The sequence below is a fragment of the Frigoribacterium faeni genome (assembly GCF_011761235.1).
GTDB classification, from domain to species: Bacteria; Actinomycetota; Actinomycetes; order Actinomycetales; family Microbacteriaceae; genus Frigoribacterium; species Frigoribacterium faeni_A.
Map to the genome: position 1 here is coordinate 267,419 of NZ_JAAOYW010000003.1, position 23,647 is coordinate 291,065.

17 protein-coding genes are annotated in these 23,647 nt (G+C 73.6%); 8 read left to right on the top strand and 9 right to left on the bottom strand.

The features are described from left to right. Positions 1-154: 154 nt before the first annotated feature. Positions 155-1,435 (top strand): ATP-dependent Clp protease ATP-binding subunit ClpX, encoded by a 1,281-nt coding sequence (gene clpX, locus FHR78_RS13390; RefSeq protein WP_166761022.1) that lies wholly within the window; start codon positions 155-157, stop codon positions 1,433-1,435. A gap of 65 nt (positions 1,436-1,500) precedes the next feature. Here clpX and FHR78_RS13395 read toward each other — a convergent pair whose 3' ends face one another. Continuing rightward, complete coding sequence (locus FHR78_RS13395; RefSeq protein WP_166761023.1) at positions 1,501-3,561, bottom strand: M3 family metallopeptidase; 2,061 nt, start codon at positions 3,559-3,561, stop codon at positions 1,501-1,503. Positions 3,562-3,596: 35 nt separating this feature from the next. Here FHR78_RS13395 and FHR78_RS13400 point away from each other — a divergent pair, with 35 nt between their 5' ends. Then, entirely contained in the window at positions 3,597-4,415 is an 819-nt protein-coding gene (locus FHR78_RS13400; protein ID WP_166761024.1) for a methyltransferase domain-containing protein, read from the top strand. A 48-nt stretch (positions 4,416-4,463) separates the two neighbouring features. Here FHR78_RS13400 and FHR78_RS13405 read toward each other — a convergent pair whose 3' ends face one another. Both FHR78_RS13405 and valS read right to left on the bottom strand, forming a co-directional pair. After that, on the bottom strand, positions 4,464-4,724 hold the full coding sequence (locus tag FHR78_RS13405; RefSeq protein WP_166761025.1) for a hypothetical protein: 261 nt from the start codon (positions 4,722-4,724) through the stop codon (positions 4,464-4,466). Then, positions 4,724-7,321, bottom strand: coding sequence for a valine--tRNA ligase (gene valS, locus FHR78_RS13410; protein WP_166761026.1), 2,598 nt, complete (start codon positions 7,319-7,321; stop codon positions 4,724-4,726). Before valS ends, FHR78_RS13405 begins: the two co-directional genes overlap by 1 nt. A gap of 235 nt (positions 7,322-7,556) precedes the next feature. Between valS and proP the strand changes: the two genes are divergently transcribed. Next, positions 7,557-9,095, top strand: coding sequence for a glycine betaine/L-proline transporter ProP (proP, locus tag FHR78_RS13415; RefSeq protein WP_166761027.1), 1,539 nt, complete (start codon positions 7,557-7,559; stop codon positions 9,093-9,095). Between the two features lie 55 nt (positions 9,096-9,150). Here proP and FHR78_RS13420 read toward each other — a convergent pair whose 3' ends face one another. The 4 genes from FHR78_RS13420 to FHR78_RS13435 are packed head-to-tail and all read right to left on the bottom strand — an operon-like array spanning position 9,151 to position 14,417. After that, complete coding sequence (locus FHR78_RS13420; protein ID WP_166761028.1) at positions 9,151-10,899, bottom strand: ATP-binding cassette domain-containing protein; 1,749 nt, start codon at positions 10,897-10,899, stop codon at positions 9,151-9,153. After that, positions 10,896-11,738: an ABC transporter permease subunit gene (locus FHR78_RS13425; protein ID WP_166761029.1), complete on the bottom strand. Its 843-nt coding sequence runs from the start codon at positions 11,736-11,738 to the stop codon at positions 10,896-10,898. The genes FHR78_RS13420 and FHR78_RS13425 overlap by 4 nt, the downstream gene beginning before the upstream one ends. Then, positions 11,735-12,802 carry an ABC transporter permease gene (locus FHR78_RS13430; protein ID WP_166761030.1) on the bottom strand — a complete coding sequence of 356 codons (1,068 nt, stop codon included), beginning with the start codon at positions 12,800-12,802 and terminating at the stop codon, positions 11,735-11,737. The genes FHR78_RS13425 and FHR78_RS13430 overlap by 4 nt, the downstream gene beginning before the upstream one ends. Next, a complete protein-coding gene (locus FHR78_RS13435; protein ID WP_166761031.1) occupies positions 12,780-14,417 on the bottom strand; it encodes an ABC transporter substrate-binding protein in 1,638 nt (545 codons plus the stop codon). Before FHR78_RS13435 ends, FHR78_RS13430 begins: the two co-directional genes overlap by 23 nt. Positions 14,418-14,508: 91 nt before the next feature. Between FHR78_RS13435 and FHR78_RS13440 the strand changes: the two genes are divergently transcribed. Then, positions 14,509-15,135 (top strand): TetR/AcrR family transcriptional regulator, encoded by a 627-nt coding sequence (locus FHR78_RS13440; protein WP_166761032.1) that lies wholly within the window; start codon positions 14,509-14,511, stop codon positions 15,133-15,135. On the opposite strand, the gene FHR78_RS13445 is transcribed toward FHR78_RS13440, so the two are convergent. Next, complete coding sequence (locus FHR78_RS13445) at positions 15,132-15,632, bottom strand: GtrA family protein (RefSeq protein ID WP_166761189.1); 501 nt, start codon at positions 15,630-15,632, stop codon at positions 15,132-15,134. The two genes, FHR78_RS13440 and FHR78_RS13445, sit on opposite strands and share 4 nt — an antisense overlap. A gap of 257 nt (positions 15,633-15,889) precedes the next feature. Here FHR78_RS13445 and FHR78_RS13450 point away from each other — a divergent pair, with 257 nt between their 5' ends. Continuing rightward, positions 15,890-17,137, top strand: a complete 1,248-nt coding sequence (locus FHR78_RS13450; protein ID WP_166761033.1) for an LPXTG cell wall anchor domain-containing protein — start codon at positions 15,890-15,892, stop codon at positions 17,135-17,137. 71 nt (positions 17,138-17,208) lie between these two features. Here the strand turns inward: FHR78_RS13450 and FHR78_RS13455 are convergent, their stop codons facing one another. After that, positions 17,209-18,195, bottom strand: coding sequence for a cation diffusion facilitator family transporter (locus FHR78_RS13455; protein ID WP_166761034.1), 987 nt, complete (start codon positions 18,193-18,195; stop codon positions 17,209-17,211). 281 nt (positions 18,196-18,476) lie between these two features. On the opposite strand from FHR78_RS13455, the gene ileS reads away from it, so the two are divergent. The 3 genes from ileS to FHR78_RS13470 are packed head-to-tail and all read left to right on the top strand — an operon-like array spanning position 18,477 to position 23,574. Next, positions 18,477-21,758: an isoleucine--tRNA ligase gene (ileS, locus tag FHR78_RS13460; protein ID WP_166761035.1), complete on the top strand. Its 3,282-nt coding sequence runs from the start codon at positions 18,477-18,479 to the stop codon at positions 21,756-21,758. Further along, on the top strand, positions 21,755-23,149 hold the full coding sequence (locus FHR78_RS13465; RefSeq protein ID WP_166761036.1) for a Mur ligase family protein: 1,395 nt from the start codon (positions 21,755-21,757) through the stop codon (positions 23,147-23,149). The genes ileS and FHR78_RS13465 overlap by 4 nt, the downstream gene beginning before the upstream one ends. Beyond that, the gene (locus FHR78_RS13470; RefSeq protein WP_347878216.1) at positions 23,146-23,574 is read left to right on the top strand and encodes a DUF4233 domain-containing protein; all 429 of its coding nucleotides are present in this window, start codon (positions 23,146-23,148) and stop codon (positions 23,572-23,574) included. The genes FHR78_RS13465 and FHR78_RS13470 overlap by 4 nt, the downstream gene beginning before the upstream one ends. Positions 23,575-23,647: the final 73 nt, after the last annotated feature.

Genomic DNA, 23,647 nt, shown 5'->3' on the forward strand with positions numbered 1-23,647 from the left:
TCGACCCGGGCTGCCGGTCGTCCCTCCCCGGCGGGCTCGCCGGGCCGGCTCGCGGCGGATGCCGCCGGTCGGTCCGTGGGTGTCGGGGGATCGGGTTAGGCTCGGTGGACGACGTCCGACAGGGGGCGCCGACGATCTCGTAGGGAGGCCGAGCATGGCACGCATCGGTGAGAGCGCTGACCTGCTGAAGTGCTCGTTCTGCGGCAAGAGCCAGAAGCAGGTGCAGCAGCTGATCGCGGGTCCCGGGGTCTACATCTGCGACGAGTGCGTCGAGCTCTGCAACGAGATCATCGAAGAGCGCCTCGCCGAGGCCGGCGACGAGCCCGCGAGCGAGTTCGACCTGCCGAAGCCCCGCGAGATCTACTCGTTCCTCGAGGAGTACGTCATCGGGCAAGATGCGGCGAAGCGCGCGCTGTCCGTCGCCGTCTACAACCACTACAAGCGCATCCGGGCCGCGTCGACCCTGACGGCCGCCGAGTCCCTCGCCGACGAGGTCGAGATCTCGAAGTCGAACATCCTGCTGATCGGCCCCACCGGCTGCGGCAAGACCTACCTGGCGCAGACGCTCGCCAAGCGCCTCAACGTGCCCTTCGCGGTCGCCGACGCGACGGCCCTGACCGAGGCGGGCTACGTCGGCGAAGACGTCGAGAACATCCTGCTGAAGCTCGTCCAGGCCGCCGACTACGACGTCAAGCGCGCCGAGACGGGCATCATCTACATCGACGAGATCGACAAGATCGCGCGCAAGGCCGAGAACCCGTCCATCACGCGCGACGTGTCCGGCGAGGGCGTGCAGCAGGCCCTGCTCAAGATCCTCGAGGGCACCGTCGCCTCGGTGCCGCCGCAGGGCGGGCGCAAGCACCCCCACCAGGAGTTCATCCAGGTCGACACGACCAACGTGCTCTTCATCGTCGCCGGCGCCTTCGCCGGCCTCGAGGACATCATCTCCAACCGTGCCGGCAAGCGCGGCATCGGCTTCGGCGCCCCGCTGCACAGCAAGCAGGACGAAGCGGCCCTGTTCAGCGAGGTCCTCCCCGAGGACCTGCACAAGTTCGGGCTCATCCCCGAGTTCATCGGGCGCCTCCCCGTCGTGACGACGGTGACCCAGCTCGACCAGGCCGCGCTCATGCAGATCCTCACCGAGCCGAAGAACGCCCTGGTGCGCCAGTACCAGCGCATGTTCGAGATCGACGGGGTCGAGCTCGAGTTCGACCACGCGGCGCTCGAGTCGATCGCCGACCTCGCCGTGCTGCGCCAGACCGGCGCCCGGGGCCTCCGGGCCATCCTCGAAGAGGTCCTCGGCCCGATCATGTTCGACGTGCCCTCCGACGACACCGTCGGCAAGGTGGTCGTCACCCGCGCCTCCGTGCTCGAGAACGCCGCGCCCACGATCGTGCCGCGCCTCGCCCCGGAGCGCGTCGACAAGTCGGCCTAGCCGACCTGGCGGGTCTGGCCGGTCTCTGGCCGGCCTAGCTGGCCCGGGCCGGCCGGCCGCCGCGCTCAGGCCAGGCCGCGCCGCTCCAGCAGGGGCTCGACGCGGGCGTCGCGGCCGCGGAAGTCGCGGTAGGCGTCCAGGGGGTCCCGCGAGCCGCCCACGCCGAGCAGGCGCGACCGGAACCGGTCGCCCGCCTCGCGGCTCAGGCCGCCGTTCTCCCGGAACCACTCGACCGTGTCGGCGTCGAGCACCTCGCTCCAGATGTACGAGTAGTAGCCGGCGTCGTAGCCGCCCGAGAAGGTGTGGGCGAAGTACGTGCTCGAGTAGCGAGGGGGCACCGCCGCGAGGTCCAGGCCGACCGCGGCCAGCGCCTCCTGCTCGAACGACCCGACGTCCGTCACGCGGTCGGCCGCCGCGGGCGACAGGGTGTGCCAGGCCTGGTCGAGCAGCGCGCTGGCGAGGTACTCGCTCGTCGCGAAGCCCTCGCCCCAGGTGCGCGAGGCGACCAGCCGGTCGACGAGCTCCTGCGGCATGCGCTCGCCCGTGACGTGGTGCACGGCGTAGTTCTCGAGCACCTCGGGCCAGAGCATCCACATCTCGTTGACCTGGCTCGGGAACTCGACGAAGTCGCGGAACACGTTCGTGCCCGAGAACGACGGGTACGTCACCCGGGCGAGCAGGCCGTGCAGGGCGTGCCCGAACTCGTGGAACAGCGTCGTCACCTCGTCGAGCGTCAGCAGCGTGGGCGAGCCCGCCGCCGGCTTCGACACGTTGAGGTTGTTGACCACGACCGGCGCGAGGCCGAGCAGGGCCGACTGCGACACGAGGGGGTTCATCCAGGCGCCGCCGCGCTTGGAATCGCGCGTGTAGAGGTCGAGCACGTACAGGCCGACGGGGGAGCCGTCCTCCTCGGTCACCTCGAAGACCCGGGCGTCGGGGTGCGGCCCGACGAGGTCGGGACGTTCGGCGAAGCGCAGCCCGTAGAGCCGCGTCGCGGCGTGGAGGACGCCGTCGTGCAGCACCCGGTCGGCCTCGAAGTAGTCGCGCATCACGGCGGTGTCCACGTCGAAGCGGCGGGCGCGGACCCGCTCGGCCCACCAGGCCCGGTCGGCGGCGCCGATCTCGGAGGCCGGCTCGGTGCCCGCCTCACCGGCTCCCTCGGAGGCGAGCTCGCGCAGCTCGTCGAGCTCGGCCCGTGCGTTGCGGGCGGCGGGCGCGGCGAGCCTGCCGAGCAGGTCGGCGACGGCCGCGGGGCTGCCCGCCGTCTCGCCCGCGGTGACCCAGGAGGCGTGGTCGGGGAACCCGAGCAGGACGGCCCGGCGGGCGCGGAGCCGTGCGATCTCGAGCACGAGCTCGCGGGTGTCGTGGTCGCCGCCCCGACGCCCTCGTGAGAGCGAGGCCGTCATGACGCGCTCCCGCAGGGCCGGGTCGTCGAGCGAGGCCAGCAGGGGGTGGCCGGTGGGCAGCACGAGGGTGATCACCCAGGCGTCGTCGAGGCCCCGCTCGCGGGCGGCCGCGGCCGCGGCGCCGAGCTCGCCCTCGCTGAGCCCTGGCAGCTCGGCCGGGTCGCGCACGACCACGGCGAGGTCGTTCGTGTCGGCCAGCAGGTGCTTCTCGAAGCGGGTGGTCAGGGTCGAGAGCCGCTGGTTCAGCTCTCGCAGCGCCTCCTTGTCGTCGTCGCCCAGGGCGGCACCCGCCCGGACGAAGTCCGCGACGGTGCGCTCGAGCAGGTAGTCCTGCTCCGGCGTCAGGTCGAGCTCGTCCCGGCGAGCGTGCAGCGCGTCCAGGCGGCGCCAGAGCCGCGGGTCGAGGTGGATCGCGTCGGCGTGCGCCGCGAGCCGCGGCGCCAGCTCGAGCTCGAGGGCGTCCGTCGCCTCGTTCGAGTCGCTCGACGCCTTGTCGAAGAACACGTGCTCGACCCGCGCGAGCACCCGGCCGCTGCGCTCGAGCGCCTCGACCGTGTCGGCGAAGGTCGGCTCGCCGGGGGCCGACGCGATGGCCTCGACCTCGTCGCGCTGCTGCGCCAGCCCCGCCTCGAACGCCGGGAGGAAGTCGTCGTCGGTGATGTCGGCGTACGGCGGCAGCCCGTACGGCAGGGGGCTCGGCTCGAGGAACGGGTTCGTCATCCGTCCACACTAGGAGCCTCGGTAGGGTCGGGCGCATGGACCGACCGCCGGCGGCACGCGCCACCTACACCCACGGGCACCACGAGAGCGTCCTGCGCAGCCACTCCTGGCGCACGGTCGAGAACAGCGCCGCGTACCTCGTGCCGCACCTCCGACCCGGGCTGTCGCTGCTCGACGTCGGCTGCGGACCGGGCACGATCACCGTCGACCTCGCCGAGCGGCTCGCCCCCGGCCGGGTCGTGGGCGTCGACTCCGCGCCCGGTGTCGTCGCCCGGGCGGCCGAGCTCGCGGCCGCCCGCGGCGTCGCCGCCCTCGAGTTCGTGACCGCCGACCTGTACGAGCTGCCCTTCGACGACGACTCGTTCGACGTCGTGCACGCCCACCAGGTGCTGCAGCACGTCGCCGATCCCGTCGGGGCGCTGCGCGAGATGCGCCGCGTCGCACGCCCCGGGGGCGTCGTCGCCGCCCGCGAGGTCGACTACCACGGCACCATCTGGGCCCCGGAGTCGGCCGGCCTCGACCGCTGGATGGACATCTACCAGCAGGTGCACCGCGGCAACGGCGGAGAACCCGACGCAGGGAGGCGCCTCAAGGGCTGGGCGCTCGAGGCGGGATTCGAGACGGTCGCGAGCACCGCCTCCTCGTGGTGCTTCGCCTCGGACGACGAGCGCGCATGGTGGGGCGACAGCTGGGCCGCCCGCGCGACGGAGTCGGCGTTCCACGGCGACGCGATCGACAAGGGCGTGGCGACCGACGCCGAGCTGCACGCGATCGCGGACGCCTGGCGCGCGTGGCGCGACGCCCCCGACGGCTGGCTGCTCATGCCGCACGGCGAGATCGTCGCCCGCGCCTGACGCCGCGCCCGGCCAGACCGGGCGCGGGCGCGGCCCGTGTCGGCAGGGCTAGGCGTCGTCGTCGGCGGGCTCGTCGTCCGGGCCGTGCACGTGCGCCTCGCCGGTGACGGCGTCGACGCGGATCACCGTGCCGTCGTCGAGCTCGACGACGGGGCGGTGCTCGAGGTACGTGAGCGTCCAGCGCCAGGACGACGCGTCGACACCCTGGTCGGCCAGCTCGCGCTCGACCTGGGCGACCGCCCCGAGCACGGGGGCGGGGAGGGCGGCGGGCGCCGCGCCTCCCACGCTCCACCGGGTGCCGAGCTGCATCAGGCGCCCGCCGCCGGGGCCGCGGGGGCCTCGGGCAGCTCGCCCAGCTCGATCGAGGCGACGGCCAGCGCCTCGCCCTCGACGAACTCGAGCGACTGGATCTTGCCCACCGCCGCGAGGTCGGAGGCCGCCCCGCGGAGCACCTCGAGCTGCGCGGCCGGCGCGGCGATCGTCGCGGAGACCACCGGCGTCTTCTGCGAGGCCTTGGCGTCCGACTTCGCCCGACGCACCCCGATCAGCGCCTCGCCGACGAGCCCGAGCAGCCCGGTGGGCGCGCCCACCTCGCCGAGCTCGGCGGCCGTCGGCCAGGAGGCGCGGTGCACGGAGTCGTCGTGCGTCCAGGACCAGACCTCCTCCGTCGCGAACGGCAGGTACGGCGCGAGCAGGCGCAGCAGCCCGTCGAGCGTCGTGCGGAGGGCGAGCACCGCCGAGGCCTGCTCGGCCGGCGTCGTCGCGCCGTAGGCGCGCTCCTTGACGAGCTCGAGGTAGTCGTCGCAGAAGGTCCAGAAGAACTTCTCGGTCACCTCGAGGGCGCGGGCGTGGTCGTAGCCGACCAGCGCCTCCGTGGCGGTCTCGACGACGGCCGCGAACGACGCGAGCAGGTCGCGGTCGAGCGGCTCGGTGATCGCGAACTCGCCCGACGGCAGCTCGAACGAGTAGACGAACTTCGCCGCGTTGAGCACCTTGATCGCCAGGCGGCGGCCGATCTTGATCTGCTTCGGGTTCTGCGGGTCGAAGGCCGCGTCGGTGCCCAGGCGGCTGGAGGCGGCCCAGTAGCGGACCGCGTCGGAGCCGTGGTCGTCGAGCATGGCGGCGGGGGTGACGACGTTGCCCTTCGACTTCGACATCTTCTTGCGGTCGGGGTCGACGATGAAGCCCGAGATCGAGGCGTCCGTCCACGGCACCGTGCCGTGCTCGAGCTGCGAGCGCAGGGCGGTCGAGAAGAGCCAAGTGCGGATGATGTCCTGGCCCTGGGGGCGCAGCGAGTACGGGAACACGAGGTCGAACAGCTCGGGGTCGGCCTCCCAGCCGCCGGCGAGCTGCGGGGTCAGCGACGAGGTCGCCCAGGTGTCCATCACGTCGAGCTCGCCCTGGAAGCCGCCGGGCACGCCGCGCTGGGACTCGTCGTAGCCGGGGGCCGCGTCGCTGGACGGGTCGACGGGCAGCGACGCCTCGTCGGGCACGATGACGTCGTCGTAGACCGGGTTGCCGTCGGCGTCGAGCGGGTACCAGACGGGCAGCGGAACCCCGAAGAAGCGCTGGCGCGAGATCAGCCAGTCGCCGTTGAGGCCGTTCACCCAGTTCTCGAACCGCACGCGCATGAAGTCGGGGTGGAACCCGACCTCGCGGCCGCGCTCGAGCAGCGACTGCTGCAGGGCCTCGTCGCGGGCGCCGTTGACGATGTACCACTGGCGGGTCGAGACGATCTCGAGCGGCTTGTCGCCCTTCTCGAAGAACTTGACCGGGTGCGAGATCCCGCGGATCTCGCCGACCAGCTCGCCCGAGGCGGTCAGCTGCTCGACCACCGACTGCTTCGCGCTGAAGACCGTCTTGCCGGCGAGCTGGGCGTATGCCTCGCGGCCCGCCTCCGACTCGATCGCGGCGGGGGCCTCGCTGACGAAGCGGCCGTCGAAGCCGATCACCGCGCGGTTCGGCAGCTGCAGCTCGCGCCACCACACGACGTCGTTCGTGTCGCCGAAGGTGCACACCATGGCGATGCCCGAGCCCTTGTCGGGCTGGGCGAGGTGGTGCGCCACGACGGGGACCTCGACGTCGAAGAGCGGCGAGCGCACCGTCGTGCCGAACAGGGCCTGGTAGCGCTCGTCGTCGGGGTGCGCCACGAGGGCCACGCAGGCCGGGAGCAGCTCGGGACGGGTCGTGTCGATGAGGACGTCGCCCTCGCCGTCGGCGCGGTGGAAGGCGAGCTTGTGGTACGCCCCCGGCACCTCCTTGTCCTCCAGCTCGGCCTGGGCGACCGCGGTGCGGAAGGTGACGTCCCACAGGGTGGGCGCGTCGGCCTGGTAGGCCTCGCCACGGGCCAGGTTGCGCAGGAACGCCTTCTGCGCCATGGCCTGCGACCGGTCGTCGATGGTGCGGTAGCTCTGCGTCCAGTCGACCGAGAGGCCGAGCGTGCGCCAGACGTCCTCGAACTGCTTCTCGTCCTCGACGGTGAGGCGCTCGCAGAGCTCGACGAAGTTGCGGCGCGAGATCGGCACCTGGTCGGCGGCCTTGGCCGACTTGCCGTCGCCGCCCTCGAAGGGAGGCGTGAAGTCGGCGTCGTAGGGCAGCGACGGGTCGCAGCGGACTCCGTAATAGTTCTGCACGCGACGCTCGGTCGGCAGGCCGTTGTCGTCCCAGCCCATGGGGTAGAAGACGCTCGCGCCGCGCATGCGCTCGAAGCGCGCCTTGACGTCGGTGTGCGTGTAGCTGAAGACGTGGCCGATGTGCAGGCTGCCCGACGCGGTCGGCGGGGGAGTGTCGATCGAGAACACGGAGGAGCGGGTCGCCTCGTCGCGGCGGAACCGGTAGGTGCCCTCGTCCTCCCAGACGCGGCCCCAGCGGGCTTCGAGCCCCTCGAGCGCGGGCTTGTCGGGCATCGGTGACGTCATGGGCTGCTCCGGTTCTGTGGACGGCGCCGTGTCGGTGGTGAGGCGCCTGGTTGTGGGACGGCCCCAGTGTACGCGGGCCGCGAGCAGCGGCACGGAAAGGTGCGGTCAGGGCAGGGTTGCGCCGTCGGCACTGGATCTGACATGCCGGTCCTGCTAGTCTCGTTCGGTTTTTGCCCGACGCCGTTGTCGTGCTCCGTCCGATCACCCGGAGGTATCCCGACACATGTCAGCCCGCAAGAACTCGTCCAGGCCCGCGCGCCGCGAGCTCACCACCGACGACGTCACCGTCGTCGAGGAGTCCATGCTCAAGCGCGCCGTCAGCGCCGCCGCCCTCGGCAACGCGATGGAGTGGTTCGACTTCGGCGTCTACGCCTACATCACCACGACCATCGCCCAGGTCTTCTTCCCGCCCGGGAACGACGCCCTCAACATCCTCTTCACCTTCGGCACGTTCACGGCCGCGTTCGTGGTCCGCCCGATCGGCGGCGCCTTCTTCGGCCCGCTCGGCGACCGCATCGGCCGGCAGAAGGTGCTGGCCATGACGATGATCCTGATGGCGGCGGGCACGCTGGCCATCGGGCTCATCCCGTCGTACGCGACCATCGGCGTGTGGGCGCCGATCCTGCTGCTGCTGGCGCGCCTCCTGCAGGGCTTCTCGACCGGCGGCGAGTACGGCGGGGCGGCGACGTTCATCGCCGAGTACTCGCCCGACAAGCGCCGCGGGTTCATGGGCTCGTGGCTCGAGTTCGGCACCCTCGGCGGCTACGTGCTCGGCGCCTCCCTGGTGACCGCCCTGCAGCTCGGCCTGAGCGAGGAGGCGCTGCTCGGCTGGGGCTGGCGCATCCCGTTCATCGTCGCCGGGCCGCTCGGCCTGATCGGTCTCTACCTGCGCCTCAAGCTCGAGGAGACCCCCGCGTTCCAGAAGCAGCAGGCGGAGGCGTCGGAGCGCGAGCACCAGAAGGTGCCGTTCCTGAAGCTGTTCCGCGAGAACTGGCGCGCCCTGCTCGTCTGCGTCGGCCTCGTGCTCGTCTTCAACGTGACCGACTACATGCTGCTGTCGTACATGCCGACGTACCTGTCGAACACGCTCGGGCGCGACGCCACGAGCGGCCTGCTGTTCATCATCGTCGTGATGGTGCTGATGATGCTCGTCATCACCTTCGGCGGGCGGCTCAGCGACCGCTTCGGCCGGCGGCCCGTGCTGTTCGCGGGCTGCATCGGGTTCCTCGTGCTGTCGTTCCCGGCGCTGCGCATGGTGCAGAGCGAGAACGGCGTGCTGTCGTTCGCCGGGCTGCTGGTGCTCGGCCTCGTGCTCGTCACCTTCACCTCGACGATGCCCTCGACCCTGCCCGCGCTGTTCCCGACGATCATCCGCTACGGCGCGCTCGCGATCGCGTTCAACGTGTCGGTCTCGCTCTTCGGCGGCACCACGCCGCTGGCCACCGAGGCGCTCGTCGTCTGGGCGGAGGGGCAGGGCTTCGGCTGGGCCCACGACGTGCCGGCCTTCTACCTCATGGCCGCGGCCGTGATCGGGCTCGTGGCCGTGTCGTTCACGAAGGAGACCGCCAACGAGCCGCTGCTCGGCTCGGGCCCCACCGTCGCCAGCGACGACGAGGCCCGCGAGCTGATCGAGGCGTACTCGGACGAGTCGAGCGACGTGGCGAAGTCGGACTGGGCGCTGGCGTTCGCGCAGTCGGGGCCGATCCCCGTCGTCCGCACGCCGGCCGACGACGGCGCGGCGGGGGAGCAGACGAAGGCCTGACGACCTGGCGGCGCGGCCGGGGAGCGGGCAGGGGGCCTGACGACCCGGCGCCCCGTCAGGGCCGCGCGGCCAGCAGGGCCCGCGTGTGCTCGTGCCGGGGCGCGGCGAAGACGTCGACGCTGCGGCCCTGCTCGACGACGCGGCCGTGCTGCATGACGGCGACTCGGTCGGCCATGTGCCCGACGACGTCGAGGTCGTGCGAGATGAACAGGTAGGCCAGGCCGTCCTGACGCTGCAGGTCGTCGAGCAGGTCGAGAACCTGGGCCTGCACCGACACGTCGAGGGCCGACACGGGCTCGTCGCAGACGATGACCTGCGGCCGCGCCGCCAGGGCACGGGCGATGGCGACGCGCTGCCGCTGGCCGCCCGAGAGGGAGGCGGTGCCCCGGTCGGCGAGGTCGGCCGCGAGGCCGACCCGGGCGAGCAGGTCGACGACGTCGCGTCGCAGGGCGTCGCGGCCGGGCCGCGTGCGCGCGCCGCCCGTGAGGGCGTCGGCGAGCAGGCGAACCACGGGCAGGCGGGGGTCGAACGAGCTCGCCGGGTCCTGGTAGACGGCGCCGAGCAGCGGTCGCCGGGCGCGGCGCTCGCGCTCGCGCAGTGGCGCCCACGGCTCGCCGAGCAGCGTGACGGTGCCCCCGTCGGGGTCGTCGAGGCCGAGCAGGAGGCGCGCGGTCGTCGTCTTGCCGCTGCCGGACGCGCCCACCAGGCCAAGAGTCTCGCCCGCACGTAGCTCGAGCGTCACGTCGTCGACGGCGACGCGGTCGGGGGCTGCGCCGCGCGACGGGAACACCCGGCGGAGCCCGGCCGCGGCGAGCACGACGGGGCGGTCGTCGGTGGGGGTCGCCGCGACACCGCCGAGTGGACGATCCACCGCCGCAGTGGGCGGTGTCTCGTCCACTCGGCGGTGCTCGGCGGCGCCAGCCGGTGCGGCGGGAGCGGGGGCGGGAGCGGGGGCACCCGGTGCGGCGGGAGCGGGCGCGGGCGCAGGTGCGGGGTCGGGCGCCGGCGGCGACAGCCGCGACCCGCGCGGCGCCCCGCCCGGCAGCGCCGCCACGAGCATCCGCGTGTACTCGTGCCGCGGGGCGTCGAGCACCTCGGCGGTCCGTCCGGTCTCGACGACCCGTCCGGCGCGCATCACGACGACGCGGTCGGCCAGTCGGCGCACGACGCCGAGGTCGTGGCTGATCGTCAGCACGGCCGTGCCGCCGTCCCGCAGCGCCCGGAGCCGGTCGACGACGACGCGCTGCACCTCGGCGTCGAGCGCCGTCGTGGGCTCGTCGGCGACGACGAGCTCGGGCCGCACGGCGAGCGCGGCCGCGATGAGCGCGCGCTGGCGCAGCCCGCCCGACAGCTCGCCGGAGCGGGAGCCGAGCCGCGCCTCCGGGTCGGGCATGCCCACCTCGACCAGCGCCTCCAGGGCCCGTGCACGGCGCTGCCGCGGCGTCAGCCGGGTGTGCAGGCGCAGGGCGTCGTCGATCTCGCGGCCGATCGGGCGGAGGGGGTCGAGCGAGACGAGGGCGTCCTGCAGCACGAGGCCCACCCGGGCGCCGCGGACACGGCGCCACGCGGCCTCGCGCAGGCCCGTCAGGTCGGTCTCGCCGAGCGTGAGGCGGCGGGCCTCGACCGTGCCGCCGGTCAGCCCGAGCAGGGCGCGCGCCGTGACGCTCTTGCCCGAGCCGGACTCGCCCACGACGGCCACGCACTCGCCGGCCGCGAGGCTGAACGAGACCTCGTCGACGACCGGCCCGGCCCCGAACGAGACCCGCAGCCCGTCGACGAAGAGCAGGGGAGCGGCGGCGGTCACGACGCGCCTCCGCCCCGGCGTGCGAGGCCACGGCCCAGCACGGTCGCGGCCGCTGCGGTGAGCACCACGGCGAGGCCGGGGAACACCGTCATCCACCAGGCGCTCGTCACGTAGAGGCGGCCGGCCGAGAGCATGGCGCCCCACTCGGGGGCGGGCGGCGGCGCCCCGAGGCCCAGGTAGCTGAGCGACGAGGCCCAGACGACCGCCTGGCCGAGGCCGAGCGTCGCGAGCACGACGACCGGGGCCAGCGCGTTCGGCAGCACGTGGCGCCAGAGCACGGCGCCGGGCCGTCGCCCCAGCACGACGGCGGCCTCGACCATGGCCGAGCGCCGGACGCGCACGACCTGGCTGCGCACGATGCGCGCGTAGCCCGGCGCCGTCGCGAGCCCCACGGCGACGGTGGCGGGCAGGGCGCCGGGGCCGGTGAACGCGATGACGACCAGGGCGAGCAGCAGCCCGGGCAGCGCGAACATCACCTCGAGGAGGCGCGACACGGCCGCGTCGGCCGCTCGCCCGGGCAGGCGGCCGCCCCCGAACCCGGCGGCGACCCCGAGCAGCACGCCGAGCCCGGTGCCGATCAGGGTCGCCGCCGCGCCGATCGACAGGCTGGCGCCGGCGCCGTGCACCATGCGCGTGAAGACGCCGCGCCCGGACTCGTCGGTGCCGAACGGGTGCGCGAGCGAGGGGGCCGAGAAGGCGTCGACGGGGGCGACGGCGAGGGGGTCGGCCGGGGCGAGCAGGCCCGGCGCCACGGCCGCCACGACGACGAGCCCGAGCGCGACGGCCGCCACGACCTCGGGGGCGCGCAGACGGGCCGCGCCGAGCCGGCTGCCGGTCACGACGCCCGCACCCGGGGGTCGACGAGCCGCTCGGCCAGGTCGCCGAGCGCCACGACGACGACGTACGACAGCGCCGAGACGAGGGCCACGCCGGTCACGAGCGGGATGTCGCGCAGCGTCACCGCGCCGAGCAGCGTGCGCCCGAGCCCGGGCCGCGCGAAGACCGACTCGACGACCACGGCGCCGCTGAGCAGCGACCCGAAGGCCCAGCCCGAGAGCGCGAGGCCGGGCAGCGCGGCGTGCCGCAGGAGGTGCCGGCGGAACAGCCCCGAGGTCGACTCGCCCCGGGCGCGGGCCGAGAGCGCGAACGGGGACGAGGCCGCGTCGAGGAGGGAGTCGCGCGTCACCTGGCCGAGGAACCCGGCGACGGGCACGGCGAGGGTGACCACGGGCAGCACGAGCCCGATCGGCGTGCCGGTGCTCACGGGCGGCAGCAGGCCCAGCTGCGTGCTGAGGACGAGCACGAGCACGCTGCCGAGCCAGAAGTGCGGCACGGCGGCGGCCACGACCTCGAGGCCCGACGACACGGCGGCCGCGACCCGCCCGCCGAGGGTGGCCCACCAGGCCGTGCCGAGGGCGAGCAGCCACGCGACGACGAGCGCGCACGCGGCGAGGACGATCGTGCCCGGCAGCTGGTCGAGCAGCAGCCCGCCCACGTCGGTGCGCAGCGAGTACGAGGTGCCGAGGTCGCCCGTCGCGAGGCGTCCGAGCTGCGCCAGGTACTGCAGGAGGAGCGGGTCGTCGAGCCCGTACTGCTCGCGCACCAGGGCCAGCGCCTCGGCCGACGCCTGCGAGCCCGGCCCGCCGAGGATGGCCTCGGCCGGGTCGCCCGGCACCAGGCGGATCGCGAAGAAGACCATGGTCGCCACGGCCCAGAGCACCACCACGCCGCCGACGACGCGACCGACGAGCCACCGGGCCGCCGCTGCCGCTCGCCCGCGCCTCCTCGGCACCGCCGACACGGGGGACGCGGCCGACGCGTCGTCCGTGGTCGGGGGAGCGGCCGAGGAGGCGCGACCCGCCAGGGCGTCGCGCCCCGGCTCAGTCGGTGCGGGAAGCGTCATACAGGGTGACGGCCGACACCGGCGGCAGGGCGCGGACGCCCGTCACCGACGAGCGCACGAGGTAGTGGTTCTGCTGGTCGTACAGGGGCAGCACGGTGTAGCTCTCGAGCACGATGCGCTGGGCTTGCTCGTACAGGTCGGCCCGCTCGTCGGGGTCGCTCGTCTGCGCGGCGTCCGTCAGCAGCTGGTCGAGCTCCGGGTCGCTCAGCTGGGCCAGGTTCGCGAAGTAGCCGCTGGGCGCCGGGGTGATGCCGGCCGTGTCGTAGAGGATGCGCAGCACGTCGGGCCCCACCTTCGTGTACGGGGCGCTCACGAGGTCGTAGTCGTTCGCGGCGAGGGCGCCGTACCAGCTCGACAGGTCGAGGGGCGACAGCACGACCTCGATGCCGAGCTGCTTCGCGCCCGCCTGGATCTGCTCGAAGAGCGACTGCTCGGCGGGGATCGACTGGTTCGTGCTGACCGGGAACTCGAGGGAGAGGCGCTCGCCGCCCTTGGTGCGGTAGCCGTCGGAGTCGCGCTCGGTCCAGCCCGCCTCGTCGAGCAGGTCGCCCGCGGCGTCGGGGTCGACGTCGAAGAGCGACTCGTCCGACCAGGCGAGGGGCTCGACGCTCGACAGGGGCGAGTACGACCGGTCGGCCGTGCCGAAGAAGAGCGAGTCGATGCCGTCGTTCACGTCGACCCCCGTGACGAACGCCTGTCGCACGCGCTCGTCGTCGAAGGGGGCCTTGCCCGAGTTCAGCTCGATGCGGTTGGCGGCGCCGGGGCGCGGGGCGTCGATCTCGTTGAGCGAGTCGTCCTTCTCGGCGGCCACGAGGGTGTCCGGCTGCACGTTGTCGATGACGTCGACCTGCCCGGCCTGGAGCGCGGCGTACCGGGCCGCCGAGTCCGGGATGAAGCGCCAGACGACCTCGTCGAGGTGCGCGGGCCCCTCGTGGTCGGCGTCGGCCGGCGGCGACGAGTAGTCGTCGTTGCGGCTCAGCACGACGCGGTCCTGCTTGGTCCACGACTCGACGACGAACGGCCCCGTGCCGACCGGCGACTCGCAGTTGACGTCCTGCGGGCGCTGCAGGGCCTCGGGCGACTCCATCGCGAGCCAGGGCTGCGTGAGCGACTCGAGCAGCGCGCTGTCGGGCTCGCTGAGGTCGAAGCGGGCGGTCCGTGCGTCGACGGCCTCGACGCCCGTGACCTTCTGCAGGGCGAGGTAGCCGGTGGACGACAGCGTCTCGGGGTCTTGCAGGTGGGCGACGTTGGCGGCCACGGCGGCGGCGTCGAACGGGGTGCCGTCGGTGAACGAGACGCCGTCGCGCAGGGTGAAGGTCCAGCTGAGGCCGTCGTCCGCCTCCTGCCACGAGTCGGCGAGCCACGGCACGATCGTGCCGTCGGCGTCCTTCGAGACGAGCGACTCGAGGTACTGCGTCGAGACGAGCGCCTGCGGGTAGTTGCCGCCCACGTGCGGGTCGAGGCAGGTCGGCTCGGCGTCCCCGGTCGCGTAGGTGAGGGTGCCGCCCGCCGAGGGCGTGCCGTCGTCGGCGGCGTCGCCGCCCGCGGTGCAGCCCGCGAGCAGCAGGGCGCCCGCCGAGGCGAGGGCGAGCAGGGGGAGAGAGCGGGTGCGCATGGGGCTCCGTCGGGGACGAGGGGGAGGCGGACGGCGTTGTTGGACTGAGTCCAACAAGGCCGTCGTCGAGTCTAGCGGCATGATGGACCCCATGTCAGGCGAGCCGGTCACCCCAGCAGGACGGCCCTCGGGGCGGCCCCGGAGGTCGTCGGCCGACGTGTTGGCCGACGCCGCGGCCGAGCTGTTCCTCGAGCAGGGCTGGGCGCGCACCACGGTCGACCAGATCGCCCAGCGGGCCGGGGTCAGCCGGGGCACGTTCTTCAACTACTTCGAGTCGAAGGCCGATGCCCTCTGGCTCGACCTCGACGCCAGCGCGGCCGGTCTCGGGGACGCGCTGCGCGCCTCCTCGGGGTCGTCGCCCGTGCGCCGGGTCGAGGCGGCGCTGGTGGGCCTGGCCCGACGGCACCCCGCGGACCGGGTGCCGTGGGCGCTGTCGCAGTCCGACGCGATGGGGCTCGGCGACGACCTCGTGTCGTCGGCGGCCGTGCGGCTGGTGCGGATCCGCGCCACGGTGACGTCGTTCCTCGGCGAGGCCGGCGGCCTGCCGCGCGGCGACGTCCGGGCCGAGGTGGCCGCGTCGGCCCTGCTGGCGGCCGCGGCCACCGCGGTCGTCGTCTGGGCCCGGGCCGGGGTCGGCCGGCGCCCGCTGGACGAGGAGGTGGCGGCGGCGCTCGCCCCCGTGGCCGACGGCCTCGACGCGCAGGCCGCCCGGGGCTAGCGGGTGGGGGTGGAGGCGGTCGAGGGCGAGACGGGCGACAGCACGTCGTCGAGCTGGGCGCGCTTCGGGAACACCCACTTGTTCATGGCCCAGTAGCGGAACACCATCGCGAACATCGTGCCGATGACGGGGCCGCTGACGAAGTCCGCGATCTCTTGTGTCGTGCGGGTGACGTTCGGCACCTCGAGGCCGAAGCCGTAGCGCGAGAGGTAGAGCGGCGCGGAGTTGATGCCGATGCCGATCACGCTGACGACGACGAAGAGCAGCATCTCCTGGCCGGTGTGGCGGCTGCCGCGGTCGTCGAACGACCACTTCTTGTTCATCCAGTACGACACGATGGTCGCCACGATCGTGCCGACCGCCAGGGCCGTGACGGGGTGCTGGGGGATGACGAAGAGCTTCAGGCCGTAGTTGATCACCATCGTGATGACGAAGCCGATGCCGCCGACGACGAGGAACCGGACGGCGGAGGGGTGGGACTTGGCCAGCCGGATCATCGTGCGCACGCCTCGACGGTACCCGCAGACCCTAGGAACCGGGTGTCCGTGGGCACCGCGGGTCGCGGACCGGACGACGTGGTCGTCCTCCAGGATGACGTCCGCCGACGGGAGGACGAGATGCGGCCGGGAGGCGCCCGCCGCGTCCCCGCCCCGGCTACGGTCGAGCCACCGGCAGGCGACGACGCCGCCGGGGCCGGCGTCCCGGGGGTGGGAAGGGGCGCTGCGGCTTCGTGACCCACGGGGACGGACACATCATGAAGGACTACAAGGCGGCGGCGCTCGCGCTGCCGACGATCGTGGCGCTGACGCTCGGCGGGGTGGCCCTCACGGCCGCGCCGGCGCTGGCCGAGCCGGCTCCCGCGACGACCGCGGGGGCCTCGGCCGCACCGGTCGACGAGGGCGTCCCGGCGGGGGAGCCCGCGGTCGGGGACGCGGACGGCGCGGCGACGGACGGTGCCGCGGGGGCGGCGCCGACTGAGACGCCCGCAGAGGTGCCTGCGGAGGCGGAGGCGCCCGCCGGGGCAGACGCCGTCCCGACGGCGCCGGACACGACGGAGCCGACGGAGCCGGCCGAGTCGGAGCCGGCCTCCCCGACGGCACCGGCCCCTGCCCTCGACGCCGACCCCGCGGCGGAGGCCGCTCCCGAGGAGCCCGAAGCCGCGCTGTTCTCGCTCGTGAGCCCCGTTCAGGGCCAAGTCGTCACGGAGTCCGGCCTCACGGCCTCCGGGACGGTCGGCTTCGCGGGCACCATCGACGTGACCACGCCCGAGGGCGAACTGCTCGCATCGGCGCTCGTCGTGCCGGGCGACTGGTCGCTCGACTTCGGCTTCCCCGAGGGACCCGCCGGACCGCACCGCGTCGTCGTGACCGCGACCGACGCGGCCGGCCCGACCGTGCGCGCCGTCGAGACCCGCGACGTCGTCCTCGACGTGCCGACGAGCCCGGCCCCGACGATCACGGCGCCCGTCGGGCCGCAGGTCACGGCCCGGCCCTCGTCGTGGGTCGACGCACCGGAGGGCTGGGGCGACGTGACGTTCCGCGGCACCGGAGTGGCCGGCTCGGAGATCGACATCGACCTCGACCGGACCGACGGAGGCGACGCGTTCGGACACGGTCACGACCCGATCGTGGTGCAGGCCGACGGCACGTGGGAGTACGTCGACCTGCTGCAGGCCGACGCCGGGTGGCGGGTGTCCGTCCGGCAGTACGTCCCGGGCGTCCGGTACCTCGCGTCCCTGCCGTCGGCACGCGTGTCGCGTGACTTCCGCCTCGTCGCCGCGGCCGTGGCCCCCGTCGTGCCCGTAGCGCCGGTCCTGCCCGTCGAGACAGTCGTCGTGCCGGCGGCCGGCTCCCCGACGACGGCCGCAGCCGCCCGCACGGCGACGCGGTCGGCACTCGCCCAGACCGGCGCCGACCACGCGGGCGACGCCGCGCTCGCCGGACTCGGCCTGCTCGTGCTCGGCGCCGCGGCCACAGTGGTCGCGCGGCGACGTCGCGCCTGATAGCCCGCGCAGGCCACGAGGGCCCGTCTCCGCCCCGGAGGCGGGCCCTCCAGCGTGCCCGGGGCGGGCCGTCAGCGACGCGGCTGCAGGCTCGGCTCGTCGGGCGTCGAGAGGGTGAGCACCGCCTCCTCGACGACGTCGTGCTCCTCGAGCTCGCGCTCGACGCGGCGCAGGGCCACGGCCACGTGCTGCTCGGTGTCGTCGCCGGTCATGTCGACCGCCGCGACGAGGTAGAGCCGGCTCGGGCCGACGAACTCGGTGTGCAGGTAGGTGACCCGGGCGATCTCGGGGCGCGCCAGCAGGCGCTCGAGCACGGTCGCCTCGAGGTCGTCGCTCGGGCTCTCGCCGACGAGGAACCGCCGGTTGCGGTCGACGAGCACCAGCGCGACCACGCCGAGCAGCACGCCCACGAGGATCGACCCCACCGCGTCGAACACCGCGGAGCCCGTCACCTGGTGCAGGAAGATGCCGAGGAACGCGATGAGCAGCCCCACGAGGGCCGCGGCGTCCTCGGCGAAGACCGCGCGCAGGGTCGGGTTCGAGCTGCGCAGCACGTAGCGCAGGGTCGGCACCTGGCCCGCCCGGGCGCTGCCCCGGGCCTGGCGGAGGGCCTGGAGGAACGACGTGCCCTCGAGCAGGAACGCCACCCCGAGCACGACGTAGTTCACGAGGTAGTCCTCCGCCTCCTCGGCGGCGCCGAGCTGCGAGACGCCGTGCTGGATCGACACGACCGCGCCCACCGTGAACAGGCCGAAGGCGGCGAACATCGACCAGACGTAGGTCTCCTTGCCGTAGCCGAGCGGGTGGTCGTCGTCGCGCTGCTTGACGCCGCGCTTGTCGGCGACGAAGAGGAATATCTCGTTGCCCGTGTCGGCCCACGAGTGCGCCGACTCGGCCACCATCGACGCCGACCCGGTGAGGAGCGCCGCGACGGTCTTGGCGACGGCGATCAGCAGGTTGGCGAGGAACGCGACGATGACCGTCGTCGTGCTCTCGGGCTTCGCCGCCGGCTCGGCCTCGGTCGTCGCGGGCGCCGTCGGGGCAGGGTCGGATGTCATGGTGCCGATTCTGCACTCCCTGCACCTGATCGCGCCGCGCCTCCTCGGCTCGTATGATGGACGAGCACTGATCCGGCCATCACCGGGGAGCACTCGGCAGAACGCGCCGACCGGCCCGTCACAGGGGCGGGAGGCGTCACTAGACCCGAGCGGGGCAGGCCCGACACAGCCGCAGCAGAGAGGTCGTCCCGTCAGGGGCGGCAAGCGAGGTGGTACCGCGCCGACCGAGAACCCTCGGCAGGCGTCCTCGTGGACGGACATCCGCAGCACCTGGAGTTCCCATGGCCTACCAGCCGGTACCCGCATCGCCCCGGTTCCCCGACGTCGAGCAGGGCGTCCTCGCCTTCTGGCGGCGCGACGACACGTTCCAGGAGTCGATCCGCGCCCGCGAGGGCCGCGACGAGTGGGTCTTCTACGACGGCCCGCCGTTCGCCAACGGCCTGCCGCACTACGGCCACCTGCTGACGGGCTACGCGAAGGACGTGTTCCCGCGCTACCAGACCATGCGCGGCAAGCAGGTGCACCGTCGCTTCGGCTGGGACACCCACGGCCTGCCCGCCGAGCTCGAGGCGATGCGCCAGCTCGGCATCACCGAGAAGCACCAGATCGACGAGATGGGCGTGGGCGCCTTCAACGCCGCCGCCCGCAGCTCGGTGCTGCAGTACACCGACGAGTGGCAGGGCTACGTCACCCGCCAGGCGCGCTGGGTCGACTTCGAGAACGACTACAAGACCCTCGACGTCACCTTCATGGAGAGCGTTCTCTGGGCCTTCAAGCAGCTCTGGGACAAGTCGCTCGCCTACGAGGGCTTCCGCGTGCTGCCGTACTGCTGGCACGACCAGACCCCCCTGTCGAACCACGAGCTGCGCATGGACGACGACGTCTACAAGACGCGGCAGGACCAGACGGTCACGGTCGCGTTCCCGCTCGTGGGCGCCAAGGCCGAGTCGCTCGGCCTCACCGGGGTCGAGGCCCTCGCCTGGACGACCACGCCGTGGACCCTGCCGACGAACATGGCGCTCGCCGTCGGGCCCGAGATCTCGTACGTCACGGTGCCGCACGCCCTGCTGCCGGGGGAGCGCACGGGCGACCAGCAGCAGCTCACGGGCAGCGTGTTCCTGCTCGCCGCCGACACCCTCGCCGCCTACTCGCGCGACCTCGGCTACGAGTCGCCCGAGGCCGCGCAGGCCGCCGTCACCGCGACCTTCGCGGGCGCCGAGCTCGAGGGCGTCGAGTACGACCGCATCTGGGACGTCTACGCCGACGCCGAGGCGTGGGGCACCGAGAACGCCTGGCGCGTGCTCGTCGCCGACTACGTCGCCACCGGCGAGGGCACCGGCATCGTGCACCAGGCGCCCGCCTACGGCGAGGACGACCAGCTCGTCTGCGCCGCGGCCGGCATCCCCGTCATCGTCTCGGTCGACGAGGCCGGTCGGTTCCTGCCGATGTTCGACGAGCTCGGCGTCGCCGGGCTGCAGGTCTTCGACGCGAACAAGGTGCTGGTGCAGCGCCTCCGCGCCGACGGCCGCCTCGTGCGCCTCGCGAGCTACGAGCACAGCTACCCGCACTGCTGGCGCTGCCGCAACCCCCTCATCTACAAGGCCGTGTCGAGCTGGTTCGTCCGCGTCACCGACGTGCGCGACCGCATGGGCGAGCTCAACCAGGAGATCACCTGGGTGCCCGACAACGTCAAGGACGGCCAGTTCGGCAAGTGGGTCGCGGGCGCCCGCGACTGGTCCATCTCGCGCAACCGGTACTGGGGCTCGCCGATCCCCGTGTGGCGCAGCGACGACCCCGCCCACCCCCGCACCGACGTCTACGGCTCGCTCGCCGAGCTCGAGGCCGACTTCGGGCGGCTGCCGCTCAACGAGCAGGGCGAGCCCGACCTGCACCGCCCGTACATCGACGACCTGACCCGCCCGAACCCCGACGACCCGACGGGCCGCAGCACGATGCGCCGCATCGACGACGTCTTCGACGTCTGGTTCGACTCGGGCTCGATGCCGTTCGCCCAGGTGCACTACCCGTTCGAGAACCGGGAGTGGTTCGAGACGCACGCCCCCGCCGACTTCATCGTCGAGTACATCGGGCAGACCCGCGGCTGGTTCTACGTCATGCACGCGCTCTCGACCGCGCTCTTCGACCGGCCCGCGTTCTCGAACGTGATCAGCCACGGCATCGTCCTCGGCTCCGACGGGCAGAAGATGTCGAAGAGCCTGCGCAACTACCCCGACGTCTCCGAGGTCTTCGACCGCGACGGCGCCGACGCGATGCGCTGGTTCCTCATGTCGAGCTCCGTCATCCGCGGCGGCAACCTCGTCGTGACCGAGGAGGGCATCCGCGAGGGCGTCCGGCAGTTCCTGCTGCCGCTGTGGAGCACGTACTACTTCTTCACCCTGTACGCGAACGCCGCCGACGGCGGCAGCTCGGGAGGCGAGGGCCGGCACGTCGCGGACGGCTACGTCGCCACGTGGCGCACCGACTCGACCGACGTCCTCGACCGCTACCTGCTCGCGAAGACGCGCCTCCTCGTGACGGACGTCGAGCGGCACCTCGACGCGCTCGACTCGCCGCTCGCGGCCGCCGCCCTGCGCGACTTCGCCGACGTGCTCACGAACTGGTACGTGCGCCGCTCGCGCGACCGCTTCTGGGCGGGCGACGACCGGGACGCCTTCGACACGCTGTTCACCGTGCTCGAGACCGTCGCCCGCGTCGCCGCCCCGCTCGCGCCGCTCGTGACGGAGGAGATCTGGAAGGGCCTCACCGGCGGGCGCAGCGTGCACCTGACCGACTGGCCGGACGCCTCCGCGTTCCCCGAGGACGACGCCCTCGTCGCCTCGATGGACGCCGTCCGCGCGATCGCCTCGTCGGGCCTCGCCCTGCGCAAGGCGACCGGCCTGCGGGTGCGACTGCCCCTCGCCCGCCTCACCGTCGTCGCGCCCGACCCCGCCGCGCTCGAGCCCTTCGGGCCGATCCTGCGCGACGAGCTCAACGTCAAGGAGGTGGCCTTCACGCCCCTGACGGAGGAGAGCCTCGGCGAGTGGGGCGTCACCCGCAAGCTGACCGTGAACGCCCGGGCGGCCGGGCCGCGCATCGGCAAGCAGGTGCAGCAGGTCATCCCCGCCGCCAAGAAGGGCGACTGGGCCCCGGCCAGCGAGAACGTCGTCGTCGGCGGCGTGGAGCTGCTGCCCGGCGAGTTCACCCTCGAGCTCGCCGTCGACGACCCGACCGCCGCGATCGCCTTCGTCGGCGACGGCGGCTTCGTGCTGCTCGACACCGCCACGACGCCCGAGCTCGAGGCCGAGGGCCTGGCCCGCGACGTCGTGCGCGCCGTGCAGCAGGCCCGCAAGGCCGCGGGCCTCGACGTCTCGGACCGCGTCGTGACGACCGTCGCCCTCGACGCGGCCGCCGCGACGGCCCTCGAGGCGCACCGCGACATGGTGCAGGCCGAGACCCTGACGACCGAGCTGGTCGTCGACGTGCAGGACGACGTCGCCGGACGCGACGGGAAGGTCGCGGTGGGCTCCGGCTCGGCCGTGACGGTGGAGGTGCGACGAGCGTGAGCCCGAAGAAGAACCACGACGGCGACGGCCGCGACGACGAGTTCGCCGCGGAGGCGACGCGCGTCCACGACGAGCTCCTGGCCCGGGTCGGCGAGCAGGCGCCCGAGCCACGGCTCGCGGCGACCCGTCGTGCGGTCGAGCTGCTCGGCGACCCGCAGCGGGCCTACCCGGTCATCCACATCACCGGCACGAACGGCAAGACGTCGACGAGCCGCATGATCGAGAGCGTCCTGCGCGCCCACGGCCTGCGCACGGGCCTCATGACGAGCCCGCACCTCGTGCGCCTGAACGAGCGCATCGTGGTCGACGGCGAGCCGATCAGCGACGAGCGCCTCGTCGCCAACTGGGACGACATCCAGCCCTACCTGGCGATGGTCGACGCCGAGCTCGGGTCGCGCGGCGAGCCGACGCTGACCTTCTTCGAGGCGCTCACCGTGCTCGCCTTCGCCTGCTTCGCCGACGCCCCCGCCGACGTCGTCGTGCTCGAGGTCGGCATGGGCGGCGAGTGGGACAGCACCAACGTCGCCGACGGCCAGGTCGCCGTCTTCACGCCCATCGCGCTCGACCACCAGTCCCGCCTCGGGTCGACCGTCGAGGCGATCGCCCGCACCAAGGCGGGCATCGTCAAGCCGGCGGCCTCGGTCGTCAGCGCGGCCCAGATGCCGGAGGCGCTGGCCGAGCTGCAGCGCGCCGCCGAGCTCACGGAGTCGTCGCTGGCCGTCGAGGGCGACGCCTTCGGCGTCGAGTCGACCACGGTGGCGGTCGGCGGCCAGGTCGTCACCATCCGCGGGGTCGCCGGTCGCTACGACGACCTGCTCCTGCCGCTCTTCGGCGACCACCAGGCCCAGAACGCCGCGGTCGCGGTCGCGGCCGTCGAGTCGTTCCTCGGCAGCGGCAGCCAGGCCCTCGACCACGACGTCCTCGCCGAGGGCCTCGCGGCGGCCACGTCGCCCGGGCGCCTGCAGATCGTCGCCAACGAGCCGACCATCCTCGTCGACGCCGCCCACAACCCCCACGGGGCGCGGGCCCTCGCCAAGGCGGTCGACGACTACTTCCAGTTCGGACGGGTCGTCGCGGTGCTGTCGGTGCTCGCCGACAAGGACGCCGCCGGCATCGTGCGGGCCCTCTCGGGCACCGTGCAGCAGTTCGTCGTCACGCAGAGCGGCTCGGACCGCTCGGTCGACGCCGACGAGCTGGCCGCGATCGCCGTGGGCGTCGTCGGCGCCGACCGCGTCGTGGTCGAGACCGACCTGGTGTCGGCCCTCCGCACCGCCCGCGACCTGGCCGACGAGGCCGAGGGCGACGAGCCCGGCGGCGTCGTCGTCACCGGGTCGATCACCCTCGTGGGCGACGTGCTGGCGCTCGCGCAGACCGACGGCGGTCTGTCGTGACCGAGGCGCCGCCTCCTGCGGGCACCGACGAGCCGGGCCGACCGGCGCGACCGGGACGACCGGGCCGGCCGGCACGGCGACGCGGCGCGGCCGAGAGCCTGCTCTCGATCGTCCTCGTGCTCGAGGCGATGTCGCTGTTCTTCGTCGTCCTCGTCGTGAACGGCCGCGGGCTGCTGCCCCCGGCCGTCGCGTTCGGCGGCGGGCTCGGCGCCATCGTGCTGATCCTGCTCGTGTCCCGGACCCTGCGCTGGCGCTGGGGCGTCGTGCTCGGCTGGGTCGTGCAGCTCGGGCTCGTCGCCTGCGGCCTGCTCGACCCCGTCATGTACGTCGTCGCGGCGCTCTTCGTCGGCATCTGGACGTACTGCCTGGTCAAGGGCACCCAGCTCGACCGGATGAACGCCGCCCGCTTCGGCGGACAGCTCTGACGCCGTCCCGTCCCCGGGCCGCGGCGCCCCGTGCCCCGGCCCCCTCCGACCACCACCCGCCCCACACGAAGGA

What these genes read in the sequence shown, in the direction of transcription:
- FHR78_RS13440 (WP_166761032.1), top strand. Translation starts at nt 14,509, where the DNA reads ATGTCAGGCGAGCCGGTCACCCCAGCAGGACGGCCCTCGGGGCGGCCC.
- FHR78_RS13395 (WP_166761023.1), bottom strand. Translation starts at nt 3,561, where the DNA reads ATGACGAACCCGTTCCTCGAGCCGAGCCCCCTGCCGTACGGGCTGCCG.
- FHR78_RS13445 (WP_166761189.1), bottom strand. Translation starts at nt 15,632, where the DNA reads ATGATCCGGCTGGCCAAGTCCCACCCCTCCGCCGTCCGGTTCCTCGTC.
- ileS (WP_166761035.1), top strand. Translation starts at nt 18,477, where the DNA reads ATGGCCTACCAGCCGGTACCCGCATCGCCCCGGTTCCCCGACGTCGAG.
- clpX (WP_166761022.1), top strand. Translation starts at nt 155, where the DNA reads ATGGCACGCATCGGTGAGAGCGCTGACCTGCTGAAGTGCTCGTTCTGC.
- FHR78_RS13430 (WP_166761030.1), bottom strand. Translation starts at nt 12,802, where the DNA reads ATGACGCTTCCCGCACCGACTGAGCCGGGGCGCGACGCCCTGGCGGGT.
- FHR78_RS13435 (WP_166761031.1), bottom strand. Translation starts at nt 14,417, where the DNA reads ATGCGCACCCGCTCTCTCCCCCTGCTCGCCCTCGCCTCGGCGGGCGCC.
- proP (WP_166761027.1), top strand. Translation starts at nt 7,557, where the DNA reads ATGTCAGCCCGCAAGAACTCGTCCAGGCCCGCGCGCCGCGAGCTCACC.
- FHR78_RS13405 (WP_166761025.1), bottom strand. Translation starts at nt 4,724, where the DNA reads ATGCAGCTCGGCACCCGGTGGAGCGTGGGAGGCGCGGCGCCCGCCGCC.
- valS (WP_166761026.1), bottom strand. Translation starts at nt 7,321, where the DNA reads ATGCCCGACAAGCCCGCGCTCGAGGGGCTCGAAGCCCGCTGGGGCCGC.
- FHR78_RS13450 (WP_166761033.1), top strand. Translation starts at nt 15,890, where the DNA reads ATGAAGGACTACAAGGCGGCGGCGCTCGCGCTGCCGACGATCGTGGCG.
- FHR78_RS13455 (WP_166761034.1), bottom strand. Translation starts at nt 18,195, where the DNA reads ATGACATCCGACCCTGCCCCGACGGCGCCCGCGACGACCGAGGCCGAG.
- FHR78_RS13400 (WP_166761024.1), top strand. Translation starts at nt 3,597, where the DNA reads ATGGACCGACCGCCGGCGGCACGCGCCACCTACACCCACGGGCACCAC.